This is a genomic window from Sphingosinicella sp. YJ22 (assembly GCF_011320075.1).
Lineage (GTDB): Bacteria > Pseudomonadota > Alphaproteobacteria > Sphingomonadales > Sphingomonadaceae > Allosphingosinicella.
In genome coordinates, this window is sequence record NZ_JAANPA010000002.1 from 21,706 (window position 1) to 47,734 (window position 26,029).

At 67.7% G+C, this 26,029-nt stretch carries 31 protein-coding genes and 1 tRNA gene; 16 read left to right on the plus strand and 16 right to left on the minus strand.

The window, feature by feature from the left end; genetic code table 11:
* Positions 1–52: 52 nt before the first annotated feature.
* A complete protein-coding gene (locus tag G7B71_RS01310; protein WP_166037072.1) occupies positions 53–781 on the minus strand; it encodes an SIMPL domain-containing protein in 729 nt (242 codons plus the stop codon).
* A gap of 104 nt (positions 782–885) precedes the next feature.
* Here G7B71_RS01310 and G7B71_RS01315 point away from each other — a divergent pair, with 104 nt between their 5' ends.
* From G7B71_RS01315 to G7B71_RS01335, 5 genes are all read left to right on the plus strand, one after another.
* Positions 886–1,305: a VOC family protein gene (locus tag G7B71_RS01315; protein WP_166037074.1), complete on the plus strand. Its 420-nt coding sequence runs from the start codon at positions 886–888 to the stop codon at positions 1,303–1,305.
* Between the two features lies 1 nt (position 1,306).
* On the plus strand, positions 1,307–1,714 hold the full coding sequence (locus tag G7B71_RS01320) for a VOC family protein (RefSeq protein ID WP_166037076.1): 408 nt from the start codon (positions 1,307–1,309) through the stop codon (positions 1,712–1,714).
* Complete coding sequence (gene gloB, locus G7B71_RS01325; protein WP_166037078.1) at positions 1,698–2,435, plus strand: hydroxyacylglutathione hydrolase; 738 nt, start codon at positions 1,698–1,700, stop codon at positions 2,433–2,435. Before G7B71_RS01320 ends, gloB begins: the two co-directional genes overlap by 17 nt.
* A 111-nt stretch (positions 2,436–2,546) precedes the next feature.
* Positions 2,547–2,633 (plus strand) — tRNA-Leu (locus G7B71_RS01330).
* A 181-nt stretch (positions 2,634–2,814) separates the two neighbouring features.
* On the plus strand, positions 2,815–4,143 hold the full coding sequence (locus tag G7B71_RS01335; protein ID WP_166037080.1) for an amino acid permease: 1,329 nt from the start codon (positions 2,815–2,817) through the stop codon (positions 4,141–4,143).
* Here the strand turns inward: G7B71_RS01335 and G7B71_RS01340 are convergent.
* The gene (locus tag G7B71_RS01340; RefSeq protein ID WP_243406038.1) at positions 4,088–5,215 is read right to left on the minus strand and encodes an aromatic ring-hydroxylating dioxygenase subunit alpha; all 1,128 of its coding nucleotides are present in this window, start codon (positions 5,213–5,215) and stop codon (positions 4,088–4,090) included. The two genes, G7B71_RS01335 and G7B71_RS01340, sit on opposite strands and share 56 nt — an antisense overlap.
* A 137-nt stretch (positions 5,216–5,352) precedes the next feature.
* Between G7B71_RS01340 and G7B71_RS01345 the strand changes: the two genes are divergently transcribed.
* A complete protein-coding gene (locus G7B71_RS01345) occupies positions 5,353–7,494 on the plus strand; it encodes a PBP1A family penicillin-binding protein (protein ID WP_166037085.1) in 2,142 nt (713 codons plus the stop codon).
* On the opposite strand, the gene G7B71_RS01350 is transcribed toward G7B71_RS01345, so the two are convergent.
* The 3 genes from G7B71_RS01350 to G7B71_RS01360 are packed head-to-tail and all read right to left on the minus strand — an operon-like array spanning position 7,491 to position 9,194.
* Positions 7,491–8,180, minus strand: a complete 690-nt coding sequence (locus G7B71_RS01350; protein ID WP_243406039.1) for a SprT family zinc-dependent metalloprotease — start codon at positions 8,178–8,180, stop codon at positions 7,491–7,493. The two genes, G7B71_RS01345 and G7B71_RS01350, sit on opposite strands and share 4 nt — an antisense overlap.
* On the minus strand, positions 8,170–8,613 hold the full coding sequence (locus G7B71_RS01355; protein ID WP_166037087.1) for a YcgN family cysteine cluster protein: 444 nt from the start codon (positions 8,611–8,613) through the stop codon (positions 8,170–8,172). The genes G7B71_RS01350 and G7B71_RS01355 overlap by 11 nt, the downstream gene beginning before the upstream one ends.
* A complete protein-coding gene (locus G7B71_RS01360; protein ID WP_166037089.1) occupies positions 8,601–9,194 on the minus strand; it encodes an SCO family protein in 594 nt (197 codons plus the stop codon). The genes G7B71_RS01355 and G7B71_RS01360 overlap by 13 nt, the downstream gene beginning before the upstream one ends.
* Positions 9,195–9,262: 68 nt before the next feature.
* Here G7B71_RS01360 and G7B71_RS01365 point away from each other — a divergent pair, with 68 nt between their 5' ends.
* Entirely contained in the window at positions 9,263–9,877 is a 615-nt protein-coding gene (locus tag G7B71_RS01365; protein ID WP_166037091.1) for an ankyrin repeat domain-containing protein, read from the plus strand.
* On the opposite strand, the gene G7B71_RS01370 is transcribed toward G7B71_RS01365, so the two are convergent.
* The 10 genes from G7B71_RS01370 to G7B71_RS01415 form a co-directional block, all read right to left on the minus strand.
* The gene (locus G7B71_RS01370; protein ID WP_166037093.1) at positions 9,871–10,359 is read right to left on the minus strand and encodes an MmcB family DNA repair protein; all 489 of its coding nucleotides are present in this window, start codon (positions 10,357–10,359) and stop codon (positions 9,871–9,873) included. The two genes, G7B71_RS01365 and G7B71_RS01370, sit on opposite strands and share 7 nt — an antisense overlap.
* Before the next feature lie 88 nt (positions 10,360–10,447).
* Complete coding sequence (locus tag G7B71_RS01375) at positions 10,448–11,227, minus strand: cell wall hydrolase (RefSeq protein ID WP_166037099.1); 780 nt, start codon at positions 11,225–11,227, stop codon at positions 10,448–10,450.
* A 164-nt stretch (positions 11,228–11,391) separates the two neighbouring features.
* Positions 11,392–11,730, minus strand: coding sequence for a DUF1491 family protein (locus tag G7B71_RS01380; protein ID WP_166037101.1), 339 nt, complete (start codon positions 11,728–11,730; stop codon positions 11,392–11,394).
* On the minus strand, positions 11,730–12,188 hold the full coding sequence (locus G7B71_RS01385) for a PaaI family thioesterase (protein ID WP_166037103.1): 459 nt from the start codon (positions 12,186–12,188) through the stop codon (positions 11,730–11,732). The genes G7B71_RS01380 and G7B71_RS01385 overlap by 1 nt, the downstream gene beginning before the upstream one ends.
* Positions 12,178–12,645: a PTS sugar transporter subunit IIA gene (locus tag G7B71_RS01390; protein WP_166037105.1), complete on the minus strand. Its 468-nt coding sequence runs from the start codon at positions 12,643–12,645 to the stop codon at positions 12,178–12,180. The genes G7B71_RS01385 and G7B71_RS01390 overlap by 11 nt, the downstream gene beginning before the upstream one ends.
* A 38-nt stretch (positions 12,646–12,683) precedes the next feature.
* Positions 12,684–13,262 (minus strand): ribosome-associated translation inhibitor RaiA, encoded by a 579-nt coding sequence (gene raiA, locus G7B71_RS01395; RefSeq protein WP_166037107.1) that lies wholly within the window; start codon positions 13,260–13,262, stop codon positions 12,684–12,686.
* 47 nt (positions 13,263–13,309) lie between these two features.
* On the minus strand, positions 13,310–14,023 hold the full coding sequence (dnaQ, locus tag G7B71_RS01400; protein WP_166037109.1) for a DNA polymerase III subunit epsilon: 714 nt from the start codon (positions 14,021–14,023) through the stop codon (positions 13,310–13,312).
* An 8-nt stretch (positions 14,024–14,031) separates the two neighbouring features.
* Positions 14,032–14,628: a dephospho-CoA kinase gene (coaE, locus tag G7B71_RS01405; RefSeq protein WP_166037111.1), complete on the minus strand. Its 597-nt coding sequence runs from the start codon at positions 14,626–14,628 to the stop codon at positions 14,032–14,034.
* Entirely contained in the window at positions 14,625–15,218 is a 594-nt protein-coding gene (locus G7B71_RS01410) for a nucleoside triphosphate pyrophosphatase (protein ID WP_166037113.1), read from the minus strand. The genes coaE and G7B71_RS01410 overlap by 4 nt, the downstream gene beginning before the upstream one ends.
* Before the next feature lie 22 nt (positions 15,219–15,240).
* A complete protein-coding gene (locus G7B71_RS01415) occupies positions 15,241–16,062 on the minus strand; it encodes a pyruvate, water dikinase regulatory protein (RefSeq protein ID WP_166037114.1) in 822 nt (273 codons plus the stop codon).
* 342 nt (positions 16,063–16,404) lie between these two features.
* On the opposite strand from G7B71_RS01415, the gene hemE reads away from it, so the two are divergent.
* From hemE to rho, 3 genes are all read left to right on the plus strand, one after another.
* Positions 16,405–17,454, plus strand: a complete 1,050-nt coding sequence (hemE, locus tag G7B71_RS01420) for a uroporphyrinogen decarboxylase (RefSeq protein WP_166037116.1) — start codon at positions 16,405–16,407, stop codon at positions 17,452–17,454.
* Positions 17,451–17,903 carry a CopD family protein gene (locus tag G7B71_RS01425; protein WP_243406040.1) on the plus strand — a complete coding sequence of 151 codons (453 nt, stop codon included), beginning with the start codon at positions 17,451–17,453 and terminating at the stop codon, positions 17,901–17,903. The genes hemE and G7B71_RS01425 overlap by 4 nt, the downstream gene beginning before the upstream one ends.
* A gap of 165 nt (positions 17,904–18,068) precedes the next feature.
* The gene (gene rho / locus G7B71_RS01430; protein ID WP_166037118.1) at positions 18,069–19,325 is read left to right on the plus strand and encodes a transcription termination factor Rho; all 1,257 of its coding nucleotides are present in this window, start codon (positions 18,069–18,071) and stop codon (positions 19,323–19,325) included.
* A 109-nt stretch (positions 19,326–19,434) separates the two neighbouring features.
* Here the strand turns inward: rho and G7B71_RS01435 are convergent, their stop codons facing one another.
* The gene (locus G7B71_RS01435) at positions 19,435–20,133 is read right to left on the minus strand and encodes a dienelactone hydrolase family protein (protein ID WP_166037120.1); all 699 of its coding nucleotides are present in this window, start codon (positions 20,131–20,133) and stop codon (positions 19,435–19,437) included.
* 75 nt (positions 20,134–20,208) lie between these two features.
* Between G7B71_RS01435 and G7B71_RS01440 the strand changes: the two genes are divergently transcribed.
* The 6 genes from G7B71_RS01440 (at position 20,209) to G7B71_RS01465 (ending at position 26,019) form a co-directional block, all read left to right on the plus strand.
* On the plus strand, positions 20,209–20,442 hold the full coding sequence (locus G7B71_RS01440) for a DUF6489 family protein (protein ID WP_166037122.1): 234 nt from the start codon (positions 20,209–20,211) through the stop codon (positions 20,440–20,442).
* Between the two features lie 98 nt (positions 20,443–20,540).
* Positions 20,541–21,821: a tRNA uridine-5-carboxymethylaminomethyl(34) synthesis GTPase MnmE gene (mnmE, locus tag G7B71_RS01445; RefSeq protein ID WP_166037124.1), complete on the plus strand. Its 1,281-nt coding sequence runs from the start codon at positions 20,541–20,543 to the stop codon at positions 21,819–21,821.
* 70 nt (positions 21,822–21,891) lie between these two features.
* Positions 21,892–23,733 carry a tRNA uridine-5-carboxymethylaminomethyl(34) synthesis enzyme MnmG gene (mnmG, locus tag G7B71_RS01450; protein ID WP_166037126.1) on the plus strand — a complete coding sequence of 614 codons (1,842 nt, stop codon included), beginning with the start codon at positions 21,892–21,894 and terminating at the stop codon, positions 23,731–23,733.
* On the plus strand, positions 23,730–24,368 hold the full coding sequence (rsmG, locus tag G7B71_RS01455) for a 16S rRNA (guanine(527)-N(7))-methyltransferase RsmG (RefSeq protein WP_166037128.1): 639 nt from the start codon (positions 23,730–23,732) through the stop codon (positions 24,366–24,368). Before mnmG ends, rsmG begins: the two co-directional genes overlap by 4 nt.
* On the plus strand, positions 24,365–25,147 hold the full coding sequence (locus G7B71_RS01460; protein ID WP_166037129.1) for a ParA family protein: 783 nt from the start codon (positions 24,365–24,367) through the stop codon (positions 25,145–25,147). The genes rsmG and G7B71_RS01460 overlap by 4 nt, the downstream gene beginning before the upstream one ends.
* Positions 25,144–26,019: a ParB/RepB/Spo0J family partition protein gene (locus G7B71_RS01465; protein WP_166037132.1), complete on the plus strand. Its 876-nt coding sequence runs from the start codon at positions 25,144–25,146 to the stop codon at positions 26,017–26,019. The genes G7B71_RS01460 and G7B71_RS01465 overlap by 4 nt, the downstream gene beginning before the upstream one ends.
* Positions 26,020–26,029: the final 10 nt, after the last annotated feature.

Below are 26,029 nucleotides of genomic sequence, written 5' to 3' on the forward strand. Positions count from 1 at the left end.
CCATCCGCTGCGCGGATGGTCCCCCTCCCCGGCAAATGCCGGGGAGGACAGATCAGCCCAGGTAGAAGTCGATCGTCGTCACGACTCGGACCTTCTGAAGCGGCGAGGCGGTGCCGCCGCCGCCGCCGTCGGTGTCCGGGTCGCCGTCGCGCGCGCCGATCGAGAAATAGCCCTGGGTTGCCGACCGGATCGCCCCGACGCTGGCGCCCGAATCCTGCGCAAACCGCTCCGCCCCGCGCCGCGCGTCCTGGATCGACTGGCCGATCATCTCCGGCTTGATCTCGTTCAGACGCGTGAACCGGTAATTCATCCCCGATCCGTCGAGCTGGACCCCGTTGCGGATCAAGTCGAACTGGCGGAGATAGGCCCGCTGCGCCCGCATGACGTCGTTGGAGCGGAAGTCCAACGTGCGGTTGATCGTCACCACGTTCGCCTGGCGGTCATTGTCGTAGATCGTATTGATCGAGCCGCCGCCATCGGTCAGCGCCGCGGCAGGAAAGCCCGCCGCCCGGAAGAAGTCCTGGATGATGCGCTGGTCGCGGTCGATCTTGGCCTGGACCTCGCCGAGATCGGTGCCGGACGCGTTGAAGTTGAGCGACCAGGTCGCGAGATCGGCGGTGACGTCGCGTTCGGCGAGGCCTCGCATCGTCACCGACCGGTCGGCCATTCGCGCGCGCCTGAGGCCGTCGCCGAGCAGATAGCCGCCGACAATGAGGCCGCCCGCCAGCAGCAAAGCGGCGAACAGCACGATGTTGCGGTTGGTGAGAGCAAGAAGGCGCATATATCAGCTCCTCTGAGCCAGGCGGTGCACCACGCGGCCGCTGCGACTCACCTGACAGAGCTGCGATGAACCGTTGCTTTCTATCGACGAGCTGAGTGAGAGAAATGAAATATCTGCACACGATGATCCGCGTCCGTGACCCGGAGGCCACAATCCGCTTCTTCGATCTGCTCGGGCTGAAGCAGGTGCGACGGATGGACAACGAGGCGGGGCGCTTCACGCTCTACTTCCTGGCCGCGCCGGGCGACGAGGACGCCCAGGTCGAGCTCACCCACAATTGGGACGAGACGGAAGCCTATGGCGAAGGCCGCAATTTCGGTCATCTCGCCTACCGGGTCGACGACATCTACGAGACCTGCCAGCGGCTGATGGACGCCGGAGTGACGATCAACCGGGCGCCGCGCGACGGCCACATGGCGTTCGTGCGCACCCCCGACAACATCTCGATCGAGCTGCTCCAGGCCGGTCCCTCCAAGCCGGCCCAGGAGCCTTGGGCCTCGATGCCGAACACGGGCAAGTGGTAGGATGACGGGGCTTCTCCTCAACCTGGATGTCCCGGACATCGCGGCAAGCGAGGCCTTCTACACCGCCGCGCTCGGCCTCACCGTTGGCCGCCGCTTCGGCGACAATTTCGTCGAGCTGCTCGGCAGCGATGCGCCGCTCTACTTGCTGAAGAAGGATCCCGGCACGCCGATCGGTCCGGCGGGCGGGGACACCCGCCGCTACGCGCGGCACTGGACCCCGATCCATCCGGATTTCGTGGTCGACGATATGGACGCCGCCATCGCCCGCGCCGTCGCGGCCGGCGCCGTGCAGGAAGGCGAGACGTGTGACGCGCCTTATGGCAAGCTCGCCATGTTCGCCGACCCGTTCGGCCACGGCTTCTGCCTCATCGAGTTCAACCAGGAAGGCTATGATGCCATCGCGACTTGAGGTCGCTCGCGTCCCCGCGCTGAGCGACAATTATATCTGGCTGGTCCACGAGCCGGTATCGGGCGAGACCGCCGTCATCGACCCCGCCCAGGCCGAGCCGGTGCTTGCGGAAGCGGCGGCGCGCGGCTGGCGGATCACCCAGATCTGGAACACCCACTGGCACCCGGACCACACCGGCGGCAATGCGGCGATCAAGGAGGCGACCGGCTGCACGGTCACCGGGCCGGCGGCCGAAGCGGCGCGAATTCCGACGCTCGACCGCCAGGTCGGCGAGGGCGACAGGGTCAGCCTGGGCCCGGTCGAGGCCGAAATCCTCGAGGTCCCCGCCCACACCGCCGGCCACATCGCCTACCATCTGCCCGACGAGCGCATCGTCTTCGTCGGCGACACCTTGTTCGCGATGGGCTGCGGGAGGCTGTTCGAGGGGACGGCGGAGCAGATGCACGCGAATCTCCAGCGCCTCGCCACGCTGCCGCCGGAGACCGAGGTCTATTGTGCACACGAATATACGCTGTCGAACGGACGTTATGCTCTCGTCGCCGAACCCGACAATGACGCGATCCGGCGGCGCGTCGAGGAGGTGCAGGCGGCGCGGGCGGCCGGCCTCGCGACGGTTCCGACCACCATCGCGCTCGAGCGCGCCACCAATCCGTTCATGCGCGCGGCCGATGCGGACCAGCTCGCGGCGCGGCGGCTCGCCAAGGATAGCTTCAGGGGCTGAGCGGGATGTGACGCTCGGCGTGCAATATCATGATTGAAACGCCGTCGCCGCCTTGCTAGGGGCACCCGCCTACCTGGCGCCGACGATTCATCGGCGCCGTTTCCATGATGTGCGGTCGTGGCGGAACTGGTAGACGCGCAGCGTTGAGGTCGCTGTGGCCGAAAGGCCGTGGAAGTTCGAGTCTTCTCGACCGCACCATCATTTCTCCGATCATCTCACTCAGCCCGTTCGGGCTGAGCCTGTCGAAGCCCTGTTCTGTCCTTTCCTTGACCTGAGGAAGGGAGAAGGGCAGCCCTTCGACCTGCAGGCCGAAGTTTATCCTGAGCGACGCCGTCAGGCGGCGGCGAGGGGACGAGCTCAAGGCGAACGGGACGATGTGATGGCGGCAACTTCGCAGACCCCTCCCAAGCGCCCGTTCGGCTTCTGGGTGTGCCTCGCCCTCGTCATCGGCAACATGATCGGCTCCGGCTTCTTCCTGATGCCGGCGACCTTGGCGCCGTTCGGCTGGAATGGCGTCATGGGGTGGCTGGTGACCAGCGCCGGCGCGCTCACCCTCGCCATCGTGTTCGGTAGCCTCGCCCGGGTGATGCCCCAGGCGGGCGGCCCCTATGCCTATTCGCGCGCCGCATTCGGCCCGTTCGCCGCCTTCGTCGTGGCATGGAGCTACTGGGTGTCGATGTGGATCGGCAACGTCGCCATCGCGACCGGAGTGGTCGCGCCGCTCAGCACCATCGTTCCGGGAATCGCCGATCACAGCGTGATCTGGACCCTGGCCATCGTCTGGCTTCTGACCGCGATCAACTGCTTCGGCGCCGCCGCCGTCGGGCGGATCCAGCTCGTCACCACCCTTCTCAAGATCCTGCCGCTCGCCGCCGTGCTGATCCTCGCGATCATCGTCCTCGCCGAGGGCGGCGGGAGCGAGGCGCCGCCGCTTCGCGCCGAGGGCCTCACCTTTTCCGGCGAGCTCGGAATCGCCGCCGCCGCGACCCTGGTCCTGTGGTCCTTCCTCGGCCTCGAATCGGCGACGGTGCCGGCCGAGCGGGTGGCGGCGCCCGAGCGCAACATCCCGCGCGCCACCCTGGTCGGCGTGGTCGTCACCGGACTCCTCTACACCTTCGTCTGTTCGGCGGTCGCTCTGATGATGCCCTCCGGCCAGATCGCCGAGTCCGGAGCGCCGATGGCGGACTTCATCGGCCGCCACTGGGGCGGCCCGGCCGCGGCGATCATCGCCCTGTTTGCCGCCGTCGCCGCCTTCGGCACCCTCAATGGCTGGATCCTGATGCAGGGCGAGCTGCCCTGGGCGATGGCCCGCGACGGAGTCTTCCCCGCCTGGTTCGCCAAGCTGTCGCGCTTCGGCACCCCGGTCCGCGCCCATGTCACCGCGAGCCTTCTCGTCACTATCGTTCTGGTCCTCAATTCGGCGCGGTCGATGACCGACCTGTTCGGATTCCTGATCCTGCTCGCGACCTGCGCGTCGCTGGTCGCCTATCTCGCCTCTTCTCTCGCCGCCTTGAAGCTGAGGGTGGCGCAGAACAAGGCTGCGATCTTCATGGTCGCGGCGCTGTTTTCCGCCTGGGCGATCTACGGCGCCGGCCGCGAGGCCGTCTTGTGGGGCGCCGTTCTGATGGCGAGCGGCGTGCCGCTCTATTTCCTCAGCCGCGGCTCCAACCCGGCGGCGGAGCCCGTTCCAGGCGCGCCTCGGGAATGAGCGCGCGAAGCCGGGTCGCGAAACTTCTCAGAGAGACCTCGCTCTCGCCGAGCGGTCCCGGTCGGTAGTAGCTTGACGTCATGCCGTGCTGGACCCGCCGGATCAGCGCGGTGTCCTCCTCATTGACCCGTCGGTTGATCCGCCAGTTGAGGTAGCGCGCCGCCTTCATCTCGCGCCGCTCGTCGGGCACGGCGTAGCTGATCTCGCGGATCAGCGTCTCGGTTGGGCTGACCGGGACGAAATGCATGAAATCCACCTGGTCCGGATAAATGTCGATGGCGACGTTCGGCCACAGCTTGAAGTAGAGCCAGCGGCGCTGGAGCGCGTCGGGCAGATGGTCCACCCGCGGCAGCAGCTGCTGGTAGGCCCGTTCGGAGGGCTTTGGCGACGGTCGCTCGACGAGGTCGCCGGCCATGCGGTCGACATGCGGCCCGGCGTCGAGCGCATAGTCGCCGCCGAACAGGCGGGTGAGGCCGGGATGGGCGACGGCGATGTGGAGGCCGTCCGAATAGTTGTCCGCGACGTTCTTCCAGTTGACGTCGCGCGGGCGCAGCGTGATGCGGCCGAGCGCTTCCAGCGCCTCGAAGCGGTAGGGCGCCACCTCCGCCTCGTGCGGCGCCATCATCTCGGCGACGCTGGGGCCGCCGCTCTCCAGCCGAACGAAGACGAAGCCGCGCCACAGCTCGAGCTCGACCGGGATCAGACCCCAGTCGGCCAGGTTGAGATCGCCGTAACTGGCCCGCTCCGGCATCGCGATCAGCCGGCCGTCGCTGGCATAGGTCCAGGCGTGATAGGGGCAGGTCAGCCGCTTGGCGCAGCCCTCGACACCGTCGACCAGCCGCGATCCGCGGTGCCGGCAGACATTGGCGAAGGCGCGCACGATTCCGTCGGCGCCGCGGATCACCAGGATGCTCTCGCCGAGCAGGTCGAGCGTCCGCCACTGGCCCGCTTCCGCGATGTCGCTGACATGGCAGACGATCTGCCAGCTCGGGCGGATCACCCGCGCCATCTCGACGGCGAAATATTCCGGGTCGTGATAGAGCCACCCCGGCAGGCTCAGCATCTCCGCCATGGCCATTCGCCTAGCAGCGACTCGTGGCAAAGTCGCGCCAGACGACTTGCGTTCCTTCTGCCGTGGTTAAGAATTGGCTGCTAAGGCTGGCGGCGTCGCTTGTGGGGGCGGGCGGCACCCCTTACGCTAGGGCCTCGATGACAAGCAGCTTCGTCAGCCGGTTTCGGCGCATTTCCTGGATCAGCTTCAAGATCGCGGCCTACGGCGCCCTTCTCGGCATCGTCGCGCTGGGCGTCGCCGTGTCGGTCGCGGTCAGCCAGCTGCCGAGCTACGAGGAGCTCGTCCGCCGCGACGACCTCGGCAAGATGATCCGGGTCCGCGCCGCCGACGGCACCGTCATCCACACGATGGGTCCCAGCTTCGGCGAATGGCTTCCCTATCGCCGCATTCCGCAAGTGATGGTCGATTCCATGGTCGCGGTCGAGGACCGCCGCTATTACTATCACCTTGGCGTCGATCCGGTCGGCCTGGCGCGCTCCTTCTGGGTCCGCCTCAACAGCGGGGTGTGGAGCCAGGGCGGCTCGACCATCACCCAGCAGCTTGCCCGCAACATCTTCCTCAACAACACCCGGACCTTCGGCCGCAAGATCAGGGAGGCGATCCTCGCGATCGCGCTCGAATGGCGCTTCTCGAAGGAGCAGATCCTCGAGCTCTACCTCAACCGGGTCTATTTCGGCGGCGGCGCCTATGGCGTCGATGCGGCGTCGCGGCGCTTCTACGGCACCAGCGCGACCGAGCTGAACCTCGCCCAGGCGGCGATCATCGCCGGCTTGGTCAAGGCGCCGTCCAACTACTCGCCGACCGCCGATGCCGAGGCCGCGCGCGGCCGCGCCGGCGTCGTGCTCGGGCTGATGGAGGAGCAGGAGCTGATTACCCCGGCCGAGCGCGCCGCGGCCGATCCTGCCGGAGTCGACATGGTGCGCCCGGTCGAGCGCGCGCACAGCACCCGCTATTTCACCGACTGGGTGCTTCCGCAGCTCGACATCCTCGTCGACCAGGAAGTGAGCGAGCCGATCGAGGTATGGACGACGATCGACGTCGCCATGCAGCAGCAGGCCGACGCCGCGGTGCGCGCCAACGTGCCGCAGGGCGCGCAAGGCGCTCTGGTCACGCTCGACCGCGACGGCGCGGTGCGGGCGATGGTCGGCGGCCTCGATTATGTCAGCTCGATCTACAACCGCGCGACCCAGGCGACTCGCCAGCCGGGCTCGGCGTTCAAGCTGTTCGTCTATCTGACCGCGCTCCAGTCCGGCTACACGCCCGATTCGATGGTCAGCGGCGGCCCGATCACCGTCAACGGCTGGTCGCCGCGCAACGACAGCGGCGGGTTTCCGGGCAACATCTCCCTGCGCCAGGCTTTCGCTTATTCGGTCAACACCGCGGCGGTGAGGCTGTCGCAGGACGTCGGCACGCGCTCGGTCGCGTCCACCGCGCGACAGTTCGGAATCACCACGCCGGTCACCACCCAGCCGTCGATGGCGCTGGGCGCGTCCGAGGTCCGCCTGATCGACATGGTCCGCGCTTATGCCTCCGTCGCCCGCAACGGCACCGCCGTCACCCCTTACGGCGTGAGGCGGGTGACCACGGCGGGCGGCACCGTGCTCTACGAACATCGCGACGACGACCGCCGCGCGCTCGTCACCCCCTGGGTGGCGGCGCAGATGACCGACCTGTTGAAGGCGGTGGTCGACGGCGGCACCGGCCGCGCCGCGGCCCTCGGACGGCCCACCGCCGGCAAGACCGGCACGACGACTTCGAACAAGGACGGCTGGTTCGTCGGCTTCTCGAGCGGACTCACCACCGGCGTGTGGATCGGCCGCGACGACAATCGCCGCCTTCCCGGCCTGTCCGGCGGCCGCGCTCCGGCGCAGACCTTCCACGATTTCATGGTCCGCGCCGTGGCCAACCGGCCGGCCGAGGCTCTGATCACCGACGTTCCGGGCCCGGCGATCGAGGCCGACGTCAACAGCTTCGGGGACGAGCTCGATCCCGCGCTGATCGACCCCTATGCGGTGCCGGAGGAAGAAGAGCTTCCGATGCCCGGCGAGGAAGAGGATATCGACGGCGCGACGGTACCGCGCGCACCCGAGGAGCGGCGCGAGACGCTCGACCAGGAGTGGCTCGATCGCGCGATCAACCGCGCGCCGCCACGTCCCCAGCCGCGCCAGCCGGTCCAGCGCCAGCCAGTCCAACGCCAGCCAGTCCAACGCCAGCCGGTCCAACGGCCACCGGTCCAGCAGCCCCAGCCCGCGCCCGAGCCGGTCAACAAGCCGAACTAGCGCCCGCCGATGCGGTGGAGCGCGCTCCCTTCGCGGCGCAGCCACATCCGCGCCGACGCCGGGTCGGCGCCGAGCAGCTCGCGGACCAGCGCATGGAAACGCGGGCTGTGATCCATATGAGTCCGGTGCGCGACTTCGTGAGCGACCGTCGCCCGCCGCACGAAATCGGGCGCCATGATCAGCCGCCAGCTGTAGCGGATCCGCCCGTCGCTGGCGCAGCTGCCCCAGCGCGAGCGCGGATCGCCGACTGCCACCGACGACACCGTCACTCCCGCCTTTGCGGCGAATTCATGGGTCTCGCGGGTGAGCAGCGCCCGCGCCTCCGCCTGCAGCCAGCGCAACACCCGCCCCTCCAGCCCTTCGGCGGGTCCGCCGATCGCGAGACGCCCCTCGTCACGCGCGACACGACGGGGACCGCCAACCCATTCGACCCGATGCGGCTCGCCGAACAGTGGCAACGCCACGCCCGGCACGATCGCCACCGCTTCGGCGATGGCGCCGATCGACTGCGCCGCCCAGTCGGCGTGTCCGGCCGCCCATTCGAGCGCCCTTCGGCGCGATACGCCGGGCGGCACGGTGAGGGTCAGCGAGCGGCTGCGCGGGTCGACGCGCAGCCTCAGCCGCCGCGCCCGCTTGTTCGGCTTGAGGGTGAGCGGCGCTCCGCCGAGCTGAAGCTCAGAGCTCACGGTCGATCACGAACTGGTCGATATTGTCGCCGGCATCCTGCTCCGACACCGTCCAGCCGCGCACCGACACGCCGGCCTCGTGAACCGTCTCGGGGTCGCCGCTGATCAGATAATGCCAGCCGTAGAGCGGCCGCCCCTCGGCGCGCAGGCGATAGGCGCAGGTGCTCGGCAGCCAGTCGATCTTGTGGACGCTGTCGGCGGTCAGCCGGACGCATTCCGGCACGTACATCTTGCGCGCGCGGTAATCGCTGCACCGGCCGGTGCGCCGGTCGAGCAGCTTGCAGGCGACATTGGTCGCGTGGACCTCGCCGGTATCGGCATCCTCGAGCTTGTGCAGGCAGCATTTGCCGCAGCCGTCGCACAGCGCCTCCCACTCGTCGCGATTGAGCTCGGCGAGCGGCAGCTCCCAGAATCGGGGCCTCAGCGCACCCATTGGTCCAGCGCCCGGGCAACGCCTTGCGCGCCCTGGTCATGGGGCACGATCGCGATCGGCGCGCCGTCGGGGCCCATCAGCAGGATGAAGCGGCTGTGATTGACGTTGTAGCCGCCGGCCTCGTTGGGCTCGTCGGGAATCGCCGAGCCGCCATAAGCGGTCGCCACCTGCTGGATCTCCTGCTCGGTGCCGGTGAGGCCGATCAGGCGCGGGTGGAAATTGGCGACGTAGCGCTTGAGCACCTCGGGTGTGTCGCGCCTGGGATCGACGGTGATGAAGATCGGCTGCACCCGCTCCGCCCGCGCGCTGTCCTCGCCCTCGAACTGCCTGAGGCCGGCGCCAAGCACGGCGAGGTCGACCGGGCACACGTCGGGGCAATTGGCGAAGCCGAAATAGATCAGGCGGTACTTGCCGGCGAAGCTCGCATCGCTGACTCGCTGCCCGTCCTGGTTGACCAGGTTGATCGGCCCGCCCAGCGTCGCGCCCTTGAGCGGCGGGTCGGCGGCCTGCTGCGAGCAGGCGGCGAGGCCGCCGGCGAGCAGGATTGCGAGAAAGGGCGACAGGAGAGAGCGAAGGTTCATGACAGCGCCAGCCTTGCTTTGCTAGATCGGGGGGATCAAGCCGAAAGCCAAGTCCTCCGGGGGTTTAGATGAATCGCATCCACCGCATCCTGCTGGCCGGCGCGCTCGCCGCCGCCGTCGCGGTGCCTGCCGTCGCTCAACAGCAATTCTCCGACAACACCACCATGCTGAAGGCGGTGCGCGAGCGCGACGGCGCGACCGTCGAGCGGCTGCTTGCCGATCCCTCGTCCAACGCCGTCAATGCCCGCGACACCTCGACCGGCGAGGGCCTGCTCCACATCGTCGTGCGCCGCCGCGACATCGACTGGCTCGCCTTCCTACTCGGCCGCAGGGCCCGCCCCGACATGCAGTCGAACGACGGCTCGGCGCCGCTTCACCTCGCCGCCTCGATCGGCTGGGTCGAGGGGGCGCAGCAGCTGCTCGCCCGGCGCGCCAGCGTCGACATCGTCAACAACCGCGGCGAGACGCCGCTGATCCTCGCGGTCCAGGGGCGCCAGCTCGACATCATTCCGCTGCTTCTCCAGCAGGGCGCCAACCCGGCCCATACCGACAGCGTCGCCGGCTATTCGGCGCTGGATTACGCCCGCCAGGACCGCCGCGATCCAACCATCGCCCGGCTGCTCGAGTCCGCGCCGGCGCGCCGGCAGTCGCAGCAGCCGATCTACGGCCCAACCGCTCAGTAATCGATCGCCGGCAGTCCCGGGTCCATGTCGCCGGCCAGCCGCCGCGCCGCGCGGCGGGCGAAGCGCAACGTCTCGGCCTTGCGGCGGGCGGCGGCGAGCTTGCGCAGCGGCGCCGGGCGGATGATTTCGGCATCGTAGCGGTCGGCCACGATCAGCCCGGAACAATCCTCGCCCTTCTCGACGCAGGCGAACGGCTCGAGCGCGAAGCCGGCCGGCACCGCCCAGAAGAAATAGTCGCAATAGTCGAGATAGTCGGGCCACTTGCCGTCGCCCATCAGGTCGGCGCGCGATACCTTGATCTCGACGATGGTGATGAGCCCGGCGGAGTCGACCGCCATCAGGTCGGCGCGCCGGCCGTTGGGAAGCGGAACCTCGCAGATCGCGAACTGGTCCTGGCGGAAGAACAGCCGGCCGACTCCGCGCGCCACGTCCTGGGCGATGAGCGGCGCGTCCTGGAGGCAGGAGTCGGGAAGGGAGGCCATTGCCTCAACCTAGAATGAAGGGGGAACAAATGAAAGGGCCGGACCCAATGGCCCGGCCCCGATCCTCTCCCAAGGACCCCGAAAAGACTTAGCGATAGAAGATGTGGTTGCCGATCCGGGCGATGCGCGCGCTCGGGCGCCCCCAGCTCGGCCGGACGTAGGTCGCATGGAAGAACAGCGAGTCGTCGCCGGTCACGTCGTGAAGATTGTCCATGGCGATGCGGGCGATGGCGACGGCGCGGCTCCAGGCGGCGCTGGTGCGGTTCGGCTCGGGGATTCGGCCGCCGCGGACGAAGGAGAACTGGCTCGGCTGGGTGACGACGTCACACACGGTGCCGCGGAACCGGCCCGAAGCAACCCGGTTGAGGATCACCTCGGCGACCGCGAGCTGGCCCTCGAGCGGCTCGCCGCGCGATTCGAAATAGACGGCGCTGGCCAGGCACTGGAACTGCTCGTCCTCGCTCTCGGCGGCGGCATGCTGCTCGACCAGCGAGGCGAGCGAGAAGGCGGCGGTCTGGGCGGGCGCCGGAGCGACATCGCTGGCGCGATCGGGCCGGGCGCGGCCGACGATGGCGGTGACGCCCTGCGGAGTGACGATCTGGTCGCCGTCGCGGACAGAGACCGGGGTGAGGGACGTGTCGGCGGACGCGTGGACGATGGCGACCGCCGGCGTGGCGGCGTTGGTCGCGGCGGCGGTCGGGTTGGTCGCGGTGCTGCTGACCTGGGCCGGCGCGGCGGCATGAACGGACGGAGAGACGGTTGCGGCGGGGGTTGCGATGGCGGCGGTCTGGGCGCTCGCCTGGGAGGCGTTGGCGCACAGAAACAAGGCCGCCGCGGTCACGCCCGCGGCGCGGATCGTCTTAAACATCAATGGATCAGCTTCCGTGCGGTGAACCCGGGTCGCTCTGGGCCAATGAGGCCTGGATTGATGGAATTCCCCGTCTCGCCCGACTGCCGGCAAATACGCTCCGGCGGCCCGCTATTGCTCCCTGAACATCTGACAACGAGGCTAGGGGCCGGGCCGGTTAAGGGTCAATCAAGAGCGGTCATTTCAGCGGCGAACCGTTCGGCTGACGCGACGTCCAGTTCCAAAACCCACAGATCGGGATCGAATCTGCGCCGCCGGTCGAGGAACTTAACCATGTCTTCTGCGTTGCCGCCCGCCCCCGGAGATTCCCGCCAGCCATAGCGGCCGTCGGCCAGCAGCAGCCGCTCGAGCACCGCCTTGCACGCGCCGCGCTCGATCAGGATGACCATGACGGATCCGGCGGTGGGATCGCCCTTCGACAGCACCGCGCCGAAGCCGCCGTCGCGCTCGGCCAGCTTGATCAGTCCGCCGATCACGACCGAGCTCGGCAGGCGGGCGTCCATCAGCCGTCGCTATAACCGGCCAGGCCCGCCAGCGCGATGCTCGAGCGCATGAACGTGCCGGTGCCGCGCGCCGCTTCCTCGCCGTCCGCGTCGATCAGCCGCGCCTCGCCGATCAGCACGCGGCGCTTGCCGCTGATCCAGCGTCCCTCGGCAATGGCGGGGCCCGGGCGCAGCGGCTTGGTGAACATCAAGTTGAACGCGGTGGTGAGCAGGAAGCGGTCGCTCACCCGCGAATTGCAGGCGTAGAAGGCGGCATCGTCCATCATCTTGAAATAGAGCGTGCCGTGGGCCGCGCCCGCCGCATGGAAATGCCGTTCCTCGACTTCGAAGCGGATGCGTGCCAGCCCCGCCTCGACGATCTCTATCTCGGAACGAAAGCCAAGGTTGATCGGCGCGGAGCGATAAAGCGATTCCAGCGCGCGGAAATGCGCTTCCTCCCCGGCGAGGTCAGGCGGCATCCCGCGTTTCCGCTCCGGTCAGCACAGCATAGATGGCGTCGTTCGAGCGCGCGCCGCGCAGCTTGGCGCGGACCTGCTTGTCGCGCAGCGCCCGGCTGACCTGGGCCAGCGCCTTGAGATGCTCGGCGCCCGCGTCGGGCGGCGACAGCATCAGGAAAACGAGATCGACCGGCATGCGGTCGACCGCCTCGTAGTTGAGCGGCTCGGCCAGGCGCACGAACAGGCCGTAGATTCGATCGAGCTCCGCGATCTTGCCGTGCGGGATGGCGACTCCGCCGCCGAAGCCGGTCGAGCCGGCTTTCTCGCGGTCGCCGATCGCGGTCGCGATCGCCTTGGCCGGCACGCCGGTATGCCGCGCCGCGATCGTCGCGAGCTGCTGGAACAGCGCTTTCTTGCCGGTGGCGGCGAACGACGCCTCCACCGCTTCGGGCGCGAGAAAATGGGATAGATCGGTCATGGAATGGTCTGGCCGTTTAGGGCGAAAGGGTCTGGCTGTCAGTCCTGCTGGGGCTCGACCCAGCCAATCGTGCCGTCGCCTCGTCGATAGACCATGTTCAGCTGCTGCGTGCCGCTGTTCCGGAACATCAGCGCATTGGTGTTTCTGAGGTCCAGGATCATCACCGCGTCCGACACCGAGGCGTGGGGGATGTCGACTCGAGTCTCGGCGACGACAGGCGGATTGTCGGCCGGTTCCTCCGCCTCGGGAGGCGGCGCGAAGACCGTGTAGCTGGCGTCGATCGCGGCGGCCACTTCCGCCGCGTGTGCCGTCGCCGCGGAGCGGTCCTTGAGACGGCGCTTGTAGCGGCGCAGCTGGGTCTCGATCCGGTCGGCCGCCTGGTCGAAGGCCGCGCCTGCCTCGGCGCCGCGGCCGGAGCCCTTGAGCACGACGCCCTGGGGCACGTGCGCGACGATGTCGCAAGTGAAGCTGCGGTCATACGGCCCTCGACCGAACGTCACCTGGGCGGAGATGGCGCGGGCGAAATATTTGTCGGCGATCGCGCCAACTCGGCTCTCGACGGTCGCGCGCAAGGCGTCGCCCGTCTCGATCTGATGTCCCGAAACCCTGACTTCCATCCGGCCCTCCGTGTGTGGGGTGGATGTGGAGCCCGTCTATGCGGGCGTCAACCGCAGGCCGCGACCCGGTTCCAGATGGGGTCGGTGATGCCCTTGAGGAACTCGGCGTGGCGCTCCAGCTCTTCCTCCGTCGGCTCGTGGGGCCGCGCCGGGTGAACGGTGACGCTGTTGGCATATTCCTGAACGAGCATCACGTCGATCTTTTCTTCCGAGCTGCTGCGCTGTTCGGCCACGAGCCCGAGGCCGATCTGGCGGCCGCCGGTCAGCTCGACATAGACCTGCGACAGCAACTGAGCATCGATGAGCGCACCATGCTTGATGCGGATCGAGCGGTCGACTCCGAAGCGGGTGCACAGGGCATCGAGGCTGTGCTTGGCGCCGGGCAACTTCTGACGGGCCAGCACCAGGGTGTCGATCATCCGGGTCATGCACACCGAGGACAGCCCGCACAGCGCCAGCTCGTTGTTGAGAAAGCCGAAATCGAACGGCGCATTGTGCGCGACCAGCGGCGCGTCGCCGATGAAGTCGAGCAGGTCCCCGCACAGCTCCTCGAACAAGGGCTTGTCGGACAGAAACGCCTCGGACAGGCCGTGAACCGCTTCCGCCTCGCTCGGCATCGGCCGGCGCGGATTGAAATAGGCGTGGAAGGTGCGGCCGGTCTCGACCCGGTTCATAAGTTCGACGCAGCCGATCTCGACGATTCGATCCCCGCCCACCGGGCTCAGGCCCGTGGTCTCCGTGTCAAAAACGATTTCCCGCATGCCCCGATCTATGGATTTGGGGGGCTGGCGAGGCAAGCGATGATTTCCCTCACCTTGGCGCGCGTTTCGTCCAGGCTGCCGCCCGTCGGAATGACGAAATCGGCCCGCGCCCTCTTCTCCTCGTCGGGAAGCTGAAGCGCGAGGATCTGACAGAATTTGGCCAGGGTCATGCCTGGCCGTGCAAGGACCCGCTCGCGCTGCACCGGGCCGGGAGCGGAAACCACCGCGACCTTGTTCACCTGGCCCGCACCGCCTTTCTCGAACAGCAGCGGAATGTCGAGCACGACCAATGGCGCTTCGCCATGGCGAGCGAGGAAGGCGCGGCGCTCGCGCGCGACCGCGGGATGGATCAGGCCTTCCAGATTCTGCAGCGCCTCCGGCTCGGCCAGGACTCGCTCGGCCAGCGCGGTGCGATTGACTCCCTTGTCGTCGGTCGTGCCCGGGAAGCGCGCCTCGATGGCCGCGACCAGCTCGCCCTCGGGGCCCTGGAGCTGGTGAACGACCGCGTCGGCGTCGAACAAAGGAACGCCTTCCTCCTCGAACATGCGCGCCACGGTCGACTTGCCCATGCCGATCGATCCCGTGAGGCCGAGGATGACAGTCATGACGTCACCACACCTCTCTTCCGCAGTTCGGCGAGCAGCGGCAGAAGCGGCAGGCCGAGGATGGCGAAATGGCTCCCGTCGATCCGCTCGAACAGCTGCGCGCCCATGGCTTCGACGCGATAGGCGCCGGCGCTTCCGGTCACCGCGTCGCCCTCGTGCGCGAGATAATCGTCGAGGAAGCGCGTGCTGAAGTCCCGAACGCTCATCGTCACGCTCTCGACGCATCCCCACAGGCGCTCGCCGTTGCGGACGAGCACGGCGCCGCTGTGAAGCTTGTGCTCTGCACCCCTCAGCGACAAGAGCTGATCGCGCGCGCCCGCGCGGGAGCCCGGCTTGCCGAGGATCTCGCCGTCGGCCCGCTCCAGCGTCTGGTCGGCGCCGAGCACCAACGTGTCGGCCGGCGCCGCGACGCTCTTGGCTTTGAGCTCGGCGAGCATCTCGGCCATGTCGCGCGCGCCGAAGCCGCTCGCCAGCAATCCCGCCTTGGCGCTGTCCTCGTCGAGCGGCGCCGACACCGCCTCGAAGGGGACTCCGGCCACCTCGAGCATCCGCCGCCGCGTCGGGCTTTGCGATGCAAGCAACAGCTTCATCTTACGCCTGTCGAAGGGCGGTTCATTCCGCCGCCCGCTCGACTCGCTCGGTCGCCAGCTTGACCACCGCGAGCGAGGTTTCCTCGATCGAGCGGCGGGTGACGTCGATCACCGGCCAGCCCTGATCGGCGAAGATGCGCCGGGCGAAGGCGAGTTCGGCGCTCACCGCCTCCATGTCGACATAGTCGGTCTCAGGCGGCTGGTTGAGCGCGAGCAGCCGGTTGCGCCGGATCTGGATCAACCGGTCGGGATTGGTGGTGAGGCCGACAATGAGGGGGTGCTTCAGGTTGAACAATGCCGGCGGCGGCGGCGATTCCGGCACCAGCGGCACGTTGGCGACCTTGTAGCCGCGATTGGCGAGGTAGATGGCGGTCGGAGTCTTCGACGTGCGCGACACGCCGGTCAGAACGATGTCCGCCTCCTCCCAATTTTCCGGCTGAAGGCCGTCGTCATGGGCGATGGTGAACTGGATCGCGTCGACGCGCGCGAAATAAGCGGCGTCCATCGCGTGCTGCCGCCCCGGCCGGCCCTTGGTCGCCTCGCCGGTGACCGCCGACAGGGCGTCGATGACCGGATCGAGCACCGACACCGCGTAGAGGCTGCGGCGGCGGCAATTCTGCTCCAGCGCGCGGCGGATCGCCGGATTGACAAGGGTGTAGAGAACCAGGCCCGGCCGTTGCTGGATATCGTCGAGCACGCGTTCGAGATGACCTTCGGAGCGTACCATCGGCCAGAAGTGGCGGATCGCGTCGACTTCGTCGAACTGGGCAAGGCAGGCCTTGGCGACGATGTCGAGCGTTTCGCCGGTCGAATCCGACAGGAGATGGAGATGCAGCTGCTTCACCTGGCCTCCGAGTCGGCTCGTTTCGGGAACGAAAGAAGGCCCTTGTGGAAAACCATGTTGAGATCGCTAGCGGAACCCTGGTTGCGCTTTCAAGGATAGCTTCCGCCCCCGGCCCGCGCGATTCCGTCCACAGCGCCGCCAACAGTGGACGAGTTTGCTCCACAACATGTGGATAATGGGGACGCCGTTCCCGACTCGTTGAGCCCGCGCGGATTCTTACCCCGTCAAGCTGTTGGCAAAAAACCCCGCAGCCAATAAACCCCGCCTTCGCGCCGCCTACTCTCTTCAACAACTCAAGATTCTAATAAGAATATATATAAGGAAGGGGGGCGCTCAGAGCCCGTGACCCGATCGACTAAGTCATTGATAAACGTCCTGAAAGGCCAGCGCGCCGAGGTGCCGCCGATGTGGCTGATGCGCCAGGCGGGCCGCTATCTGCCGGAATATCGCGCGCTTCGGGCCGACAAGGGCGGCTTCCTCGAGCTGGTCTACGACACCGACGCGGCGGCCGAAGTGACGCTTCAGCCGATCCGCCGGTTCGGCTTCGACGGCGCGATCCTGTTCTCCGACATCCTGATCGTTCCCCATGCGCTGGGCCAGGATTTGCGCTTCGAGGCGGGCGAGGGCCCGGTCCTGTCGCCGCGCCTGGTCGATGTCTCGCTGGCCTCGCTGGAGCGCGCTCCGGAGCGGTTGCGGCCGATTTACGAGACTGTGGAAAAAGTCGCCGCGCAACTGCCTGAAACCACCACTTTCCTTGGCTTTGCCGGCAGTCCCTGGACGGTCGCGACCTATATGGTCGCCGGCCGCGGCTCCAAGGACCAAGGCGAGGCGCGCCGCTTCGCCTATGCCGATCCGCAAGCCTTTGGCGCGGTGATCGACGCGCTCGTCGACATGACGGTCGATTATCTCTCGGGCCAGATCCGCGCCGGCGTCGAGGCCGTGCAATTGTTCGACAGTTGGTCGGGCAGCCTCGCCCCCGCCCAGTTCGAGCGCTGGGTGATCGGCCCCAATGCCCGCATCGTCGCCGCGCTTCGCGAGCGTCACCCGGGCGTGCCGGTGATCGGTTTCCCCAAGGGCGCCGGGGCCAAGCTTCCGGCCTATGCCCGCGAGACCGGCATCGACGCGGTCGGCGTCGACGAGACCCAGGACCCGCACTGGATCGCCGCCAACATGCCGGCCGACCTTCCGGTCCAGGGCAATCTCGATCCGCTTGCGCTGATCGCGGGCGGCGCGGCGCTTGAACAGGCGGTCGCTTCGATCCTATCTGCGTTCGAGGGCCGCCCGCACATCTTCAACCTTGGCCACGGCATCCTTCCCGACACGCCGATCGCCCATGTCGAGCGGCTGATCGAGCTGGTCCGTGGGCGCGGCGGCGAGGGAGAGGCCGCTTGACCGACTGGGAGATCACCCTCGCCGTGCTGTACCCCTGGCTGAAGGCCGCCCACATCATCTTCGTGATCTTCTGGGTCGCCGGTTTATTCCTGCTGCCGCGTTACTATATCTATCATCAGGAAGCGGCGGCCGGTTCCGACGAGGAAGCGCGCTGGGTGGAGCGCGAGCGCAAGCTGCGCAACATCATACTCACCCCTTCGATGGTCCTGGTCTGGGCGCTCGGTATCGCGCTCGCCGTCGTCCTCAACGTCTGGGACCAGGGTTGGCTTCACGCCAAGCTGGTCTTCGTGCTCGGCCTCTCCGCCTATCACGGCTACATGGTCGGTTACGGCCGCAAGCTCGCCAAGGGCGAGCGCCCGGTCAGCGGCCGTGCGCTGAGGCTGATGAACGAGGTGCCGGGGATCGTCACCGCGGTCATCGTCATCCTGGTGGTGGTCAAGCCGTTCTAGCTGCGCGGCCGACTCCGAGTCCGAAGGCGTTGACTCGGATCGGGCCGGAGCATAGGGCGGCGTTGGTCGTTAAACCCGCCGTCCGCGCGGGGTTTCCTTCGCCTTTTCCAATTCCAAATCTGTCCGCCGGCCATCGCTCGGACTCGGTTTCACAAGAGTTTATCTATGCATCTCAACGACTTGAAGCAGCGCAGCCCGGCCGAACTGGTGGCCATGGCGGAAGAGCTCGGAGTCGAGGGCGCGTCCACCCTGCGCAAGCAGGAGCTGATGTTCTCGATCCTCAAGGTCCGCGCCGAGGGCGGCAACGAGATCATGGGCATGGGCACGATCGAGGTCCTGCCCGACGGTTTCGGCTTCTTGCGGTCGGCCGACAGCAACTATCTCGCCGGTCCCGACGACATCTACGTGTCGCCCAACCAGGTCCGCAAGTTCGGCCTGCGCACCGGCGATACCGTCGAGGGCGAGATTCGCGGTCCCAAGGAAGGCGAGCGCTATTTCAGCCTCGTCCGGGTCATCCAGGTCAATTTCGACAATCCCGACGCCGTCCGCCACCGCGTCAATTTCGACAATCTGACGCCGCTCTATCCCGACGAGAAGCTGACGCTCGACAGCGCCGATCCGACCGTCAAGGACAAGTCGGCGCGGGTCATCGACATCGTCGCCCCGCAGGGCAAGGGCCAGCGCGCTCTGATCGTCGCCCCGCCCCGCGTCGGCAAGACCGTGCTTCTCCAGAACATGGCGAAGGCGATCACCGACAACCATCCCGAGGTCTTCCTGATCGTCCTGCTCATCGACGAGCGGCCCGAGGAAGTCACCGACATGCAGCGTTCGGTGAAGGGCGAGGTCATCTCCTCGACCTTCGACGAGCCGGCCCAGCGCCACGTCCAGGTCGCCGAGATGGTGATCGAGAAGGCCAAGCGCCTGGTCGAGCACAAGAAGGACGTCGTCATCCTGCTCGACTCGATCACCCGCCTAGGCCGCGCCTACAACACGGTGGTGCCGAGCTCGGGCAAGGTGCTGACCGGCGGCGTCGACGCCAACGCCCTGCAGCGCCCCAAGCGCTTCTTCGGCGCCGCGCGCAACATCGAGGAAGGCGGCTCGCTCTCGATCATCGCCACCGCGCTGATCGACACAGGCTCCAAGATGGACGAGGTCATCTTCGAAGAGTTCAAGGGCACCGGCAATTCCGAGATCGTGCTCGACCGCAAGGTCGCCGATAAGCGCATCTTCCCGGCCCTCGACGTCGGCAAGTCGGGCACCCGCAAGGAGGAGCTGCTGGTCGACCAGGCCACCCTCACCCGCATGTGGATGCTCCGCCGGATCCTCATGCAGATGGGCACCGTCGACGCGATGACCTTCCTCCTCGACAAGATCAAAGACTCGAAGTCGAACGAGGAATTCTTCGCGACGATGAACCAGTAGGTTCGGGAGGCCACTACCCTGTCATCCCCGCGAAGGCGGGGATCCAGCTGACTTACGCTGGCTACAGAAGAAGCTGGGTTCCCGCTTACGCGGGAATGACAGTTGGCGGCTAGCCGACGTGCCTCGCGAAGAACTGCTCGGTCCGCGAATCCGCGAGGTGCGCGGCCTCCTCGCTGCGCCTCTTCCCCATCTCTGCGGCGAAACCATGGTCCACCCCCGGATAGGAGTGGATCGTGACGTGCGGATTGTCCTTGAGCCCCTCCGCAATCGCCCGCTGGGCGTCCTTGGAGACGAAATGGTCCTCCTCGGCGATGTGGAGCAGCAGCGGGTTGGCGATGCCGTGCTGCTCGCCGAGCAGGCCGTCGAGGCCGACTCCGTAATAGCCGACGCTGGCATTGGCGTCGGTGCGCGCCGCGGCAATGTAGGCGAGCCGCCCGCCGAGGCAGTAGCCGACCACGCCGACCTTGCCCCCTTCCGGCAGCCGTGATCGCAAGGCGCGGATCGTCGCCTCGATGTCCTTGATCGCCAGGTCCTGGTCGAGCCGGCCCATTAGCTCCAGCGCGCGCTTGAATTCCTCCGGCACGTCGGGATCGAGCTCGACTCCGGGCGCGAACCGCCAGAACAGGTCGGGCGCCGCGGCGAGATAGCCGAGCTCGGCCCAGTGATCGACCTTGCCGCGGATCCCGGGATTGATCCCGAAAATCTCCTGGATGACGACGATCGCGCCGCGCGGCTCGCCCTCGGGCTCGGCGACGTAAGCGGGGAAGCGCTCGTCGCCGTCGAACGTGGTGATCTCCATCTGCGCCATCGCCGATATCTCCTGCTTGCGGTCTCGTCCCCTATAGCCATAGGACGAGCGCCGCTCGCAACAGGAGGGCTTCGCATGAAGGTGACTGTCGACATCGACTGCACGCCGGAGGAGGCGCGCCGCTTCCTCGGCCTTCCCGATCTCGGGCCGGTCCATGAGGCCTATGTCGAGCGAATGACCAGGATGGTTACCGACGGCACCTCGACCGAGGCGTTCGGCGAGATGATGAAAAATTGGGGGCCGATGAGTGACGCCGGCCTCGCCATGTGGCGCCAGATGGCCGAGCAGATGACCGGAAAGCGGGGCTAGGCCCATCCCCGCGAAAGCGGGGACCCAGCTTCTTACTTTTCTTCGGTTCCCGCTAAGGCAGCTGGATTCCCGCTTCCGCGGGAATGACAAGGAATTGAATGTCTCAAGCCGACACCATCTACGCCCTCTCCTCCGGTCAGCCGCCGGCGGCGATCGCCATCGTGCGGATCAGCGGTCCGGATGCGCTCGCGGCCGCGGGCGAACTGACTCGGTCCACACTGGAGCCGCGCCGTGCTCGCTTGGTCGCGCTGCGTGCCGACGGTGAGCTTCTCGACAACGCGCTCGCCCTCTATTTCCCCGGTCCGAACAGCGCTACCGGCGAAGATATCGTCGAGCTTCACCTCCATGGCGGGCGCGCCGTCGTAAATGCGGTCCGGGCTGCGCTCGCCCGCGACCCGCGCCTGCGCGCGGCCGAAGCGGGCGAGTTCACCCGCCGGGCCTTTGCCAACGGCCGCATCGATCTCGCCGAGGCCGAGGGTCTCGCCGATCTGCTTTCGGCCGAAACCGAGGCGCAGCGCCGTTCCGCCATGCTGCTCGCCGGCGGCTCGTTCAGCCGAGAGGTTCACGGCTGGAGCGCCGAGATCCTCCGGCTCGCCGCCGCGGTTGAGGCGCTTCTGGACTTCTCCGATGAAGGTGACGTCGACGAGGGCCTGCCCGCGCAATGGCTCGAGGACCTGCGGCGGCTGACAACGGAGATCGACGCTGCGCTTCGTCGCCCCTCGGCCGAGCGCCTTCGCGACGGCATCCGCGTCGTTTTCGCCGGGCCGCCCAATGCCGGCAAGTCGACCCTGTTCAACCGGCTGGTCGGGCGCGAGGCGGCGATCACGCACGAGATCGCCGGCACCACCCGCGACCTGATCGAGGCGCCGGTAGCGATCGGCGGCCTGCCCTTCCTGATGATCGACACCGCCGGCCTGCGGAGCAGCGCCGATGCCGTCGAGACGATCGGCGTCGATCGTGCCCGGACCGCTCTCGACGCTGCGGATGTCGTGCTTTGGCTGGGGGAGCCGGGCGCCGCTCCGCGACATCATGACGTCATTCGGGTTCAGTCGCGTTGCGATGTGCAAGATACTGATTCAAAAGCCGATTTTGTCGTGTCAGGAAAGACCGGCGAAGGTGTCCAAGCGCTCATGGATGAATTGCTGGACCGCGCACGGGCGATGCTTCCGGCGACCGGAGAGGCGGCGCTCCATGCCCGCCATCGCGAGGCGCTCGGGGAGGCGCTGGCCGTGCTCGGCGGGGCCGACGAGAGCAAGGATCTCCTGATCGTCGCGGAAAGCCTGCGCCAGGCTCGCGCCTCGCTCGATCGAATCACCGGGCGGGCGGGGGTCGAGGACATGCTGGACACGCTGTTCGGGCGCTTCTGCATCGGCAAGTGATGTTCCACGTGGAACATTGGGTGCGGTCGGGGTCGAAAAGCGCTGCGCTCTGCCTTATGTCACCGCCCCAATGACGAGCTTCGACATCATCGTGGTCGGCGGCGGCCATGCCGGGACGGAGGCCGCCGCGGCCGCCGCGCGCATGGGCGCCTCGACCGCCCTGGTCAGCTTCTCGCGCGAGCAGATCGGCGTGATGTCGTGCAACCCGGCGATGGGCGGGCTCGGCAAGGGCCACCTCATCCGCGAGGTCGACGCATTCGACGGCCTCATCGCCCGCGCCTCCGATGCCGCCGCCATCCACTATCGCATGCTCAATGCGAGCAAGGGTGCCGCGGTGCGCGGCCCGCGCATCCAGGCGGACCGCAAGCTCTACAAGCGCGCCATCCAGGAGCTTCTGGCGCCGCTCGCCGGTCTCGAGGTGGTCGAGGGCGAGGCCGCCTCGCTGATTCTCAATGGCCGCAGGGTCGAGGGCGTTCAACTGGCGGACGGCCGCCAGTTGCGGGCAAAGGCTGTCATTCTCGCCACCGGCACGTTCCTCGGCGGCAAGCTCCATTTCGGCCTCAACAGCTGCGGCGGCGGCCGAGTCGGCGAGCGGCCAGCCACCGCGATGGCGCACCAGCTCCGCGCCATGGACCTGCCCATCGCGCGGCTGAAGACGGGAACGCCGCCGCGCCTCGACGGCCGCACCATCGACTGGTCGGTGCTGGAACGGCAGGAGTCGGACGACGGCGACTGGACCATGTCGCCGATGAGCGCGGCCCGGGCCAACCCGCAGCTCTTCTGCGCGATCAGCCGCACCAACGCGCGCACCCACCAGGTCGTGCGGGAGTCGTTCGACCGCTCCCCCCTTTTCTCCGGCGACATCGAGGGCGTCGGCCCGCGCTATTGCCCGTCGATCGAGGACAAGGTGCGCCGCTTCGGCGACCGCGACGGCCATCAGATCTTCCTCGAGCCTGAAGGCCTCGACGACCCGCTCATCTATCCCAACGGCATCTCGACCTCGCTCCCCGAGGACGCTCAGCTGGCCATGGTTCGCACCATGGCGGGCCTCGAGCAGGTCCGCATCGCCCAGCCGGGCTATGCGGTGGAATATGACCATGTCGATCCGCGCATCCTCGAGCCGACGTTCGGCGTTCGCGACGTCGCGGGTCTGTACCTCGCGGGGCAGATCAACGGCACGACCGGCTATGAGGAGGCGGCGGCCCAGGGCCTGGTCGCAGGCCTCAATGCCGCGGCGCATGCCAAGGGGGCCGCGCCGATCCTGTTCGATCGCGCGACGTCCTATATCGGCGTGATGGTCGACGACCTCGTCCTGCAGGGCGTCACCGAGCCTTACCGCATGCTGACGGCGCGCGCGGAGTACCGACTCCGGCTGCGCGCCGACAATGCCGAGACGCGCCTTGCGCCGGTTGCCGAGGCGGCGGGGTGCCTGTCGCGGGAGCGCCGGGATCACCTTGCGCGCGACACCGCCGAGCGAGCACGGATCTCATCGCTGCTAGCGCGCCGAGTCCGCGCCGGCGCGCTGGAAGCGCAAGTGCGCGACGATGGGGTCATGCGCACGCTGGCCGAATGGTTGCGCTTTCCCGAGGTGGACGCTCGCGTCCTCCGAAGTGTCGAACCCGAGCTTGGCAAGGTCTCTCCGCGGCTTCTCGAGGAAGCGGTCCAGGACCATCGCTACGCCCCTTATCTGGAGCGCCAGGACGCCGAGGTCGCGCGTTTGCGCGGCGACGAGGCGGTCACGATCCCCCCGCAGCTCGATTACGCCCGCATTCCGGGGCTCTCGCTTGAAATGGTCGAGCGCCTTTCCGCCGCGCGGCCCTCGACTCTTGGCGCGGTCTCGCGGGTGCGCAGCATCACTCCGGCGGCGGTTGCGGCCATTCTCGTTCATGTGCGGGGGCGCCGGGCGGCATGACCGAAGAAGAGGCGACAGAGTGGATCCGGGCGGAGTTTGATGTTCCACGTGAAACAATGACGCGCCTGGACGACTTTGCCGCTTTGCTCGTTTCGGAGAACGAACGGCAGAACCTCGTTTCACGTGGAACATTGCCGCACCTCTGGGCCCGCCACTTCCTCGATTCGGCCCAACTCCTGCGCTTCGCTCCCTCCCCCGATTCGACGTGGCTCGATTTGGGCACCGGGGCCGGATTCCCCGGCATGGTCGTCGCCGCCCTTCACCGTGGCCCCGTGACGATGGTCGAATCGCGTAGGCTCCGTGTGGAGTTCCTTCACCGCGCCGCCGAGGTGCTGGGCGTGTCCGACCGGACGACCCTGCTGCTCGACCGGGTCGAACGGGTGCCAACGCACAAATTCGACGTGATCAGCGCCCGCGCCTTCGCGCCGATGGGCGAGCTTCTCGAACTTGCGCACCGCTTCTCCACAGAAAAGACGCGCTGGATTCTCCCCAAGGGACGCAGCGCGCAGTCGGAACTGGAAGCCGCCGAATCTTCGTGGCAGGGTTCGTTCCGTCTGGAGCCGAGCCTCACTGACCCGGATTCCGGCATCATCGTTGCGGACGGCGTGACGCCGCAGGGCAGGAAAAGAGCATGATTCGGATCGCGATTGCGAATCAGAAGGGCGGCGTCGGCAAGACCACCACGGCGATCAACCTCGGCACGGCGCTTGCGGCGACCGGCGACCGGGTGCTGGTTGTCGACCTCGACCCTCAGGGCAACGCCTCGACAGGCCTCGGCATCACACAGGGACAGCGCGAGCGGTCGAGTTATGACCTTCTCACCGGGCAAGCGCGCCTCGGCGAGGCGGCGATCCCGACGCGGGTGCCGCGTCTCGACATCGTCCCCGCAACAGTCGACCTGTCCGGCGCCGAGATCGAGATGGTCGAGTTCGAGAACCGGACCCATCGCCTCGACCTGGCGCTCGAAGGCGAGGAAGGCCGCTGGGACGTCTGCCTGATCGACTGCCCCCCTTCCCTCGGCCTGCTGACGATCAACGCGCTGGTCGCCGCCAATTCGATCCTGGTGCCGCTCCAGGCCGAATTCTTCGCTCTGGAGGGCCTCAGCCAGCTGCTCCAGACGGTCGAGCGGGTCCGTGCTCGCTTCAATCCCGAGCTGTCGATCCTCGGAGTCGCGTTGACCATGTACGACCGGCGCAACAACCTGTCGTCGCAGGTCGCCGAAGACGTCCGCGCCTGCCTCGGCAAGGTCGTGTTCGACACTGTCGTGCCGCGCAACGTCCGGCTGAGCGAGGCGCCGAGCCACGGCATTCCCGCTCTGATCTACGACCAGCGCTGCTCGGGCTCGGCGGCCTATATGGACCTGGCCCGCGAGCTTCTTGCGCGGATGCCTCGGCGGACCAGGGAAGCCGCATGAGCGACGCTCCGCGCAAGCGCCCGCAGAGCCTCGGCCGCGGCCTGTCATCGCTGCTCGGCGAGGTCGGCCAGGAGGCGCCGGTCAGCGGCACGACCCGAGGCACGGTCCAGTTGCTCCCGGTCGCCAGCGTCGAGCCCCACCCCGGCCAGCCGCGCCGTCATTTCGACGAGACCGCGCTGGCCGAGCTCGCGCAGTCGATCCAGCAGCGCGGCGTCATCCAGCCGATCGTCGTTCGACCGCACGGGCACCGCTTCCAGATCGTCGCCGGCGAGCGGCGCTGGCGCGCGGCCCAGAAGGCAAGGCTCCACGAGGTTCCGGCGATCGTCCGCGAGTTCAGCGACGAGGAAACGCTCGAAGTCGCGCTGATCGAGAATATCCAGCGCGCGGACCTCAACGCGATCGAGGAAGCGCAGGCTTATCAGCGTCTGTTGAGCGACTTCGGGCACACCCAGGAAGAGCTCGGCAAGCTCGTCCACAAATCGCGCAGTCACGTCGCTAACCTATTGAGATTACTTGATCTTCCTGGCGCAGTTCAGGAGATGGTGGTGGACGGGCGGCTGACCATGGGCCACGCTCGCGCCATCGCCGGCGCTCCGGATCCCGCCGCTCTCGCCGATGAGGTCGTTCGCCGCGGCCTGTCGGTGCGCGAGACCGAGAAGCTTGCGCAAGCCAGCAAGCCGAAGAGCCGCAAGGCGGCCGCCACCGCCCCGATCGACGCCGACATTGCGGCGCTCGAGCGGCAGTTGAGCGAGCTGCTCGGCGTCGGCGTCACCGTCCGTCACTCCGGCAATGGCGGCACCCTGGCGCTGCAATATTCGACGCTCGACCAGCTCGACATGCTGTGTCAGCGCCTGACCGGCGGCGAAATCTGAATTCTAGGCG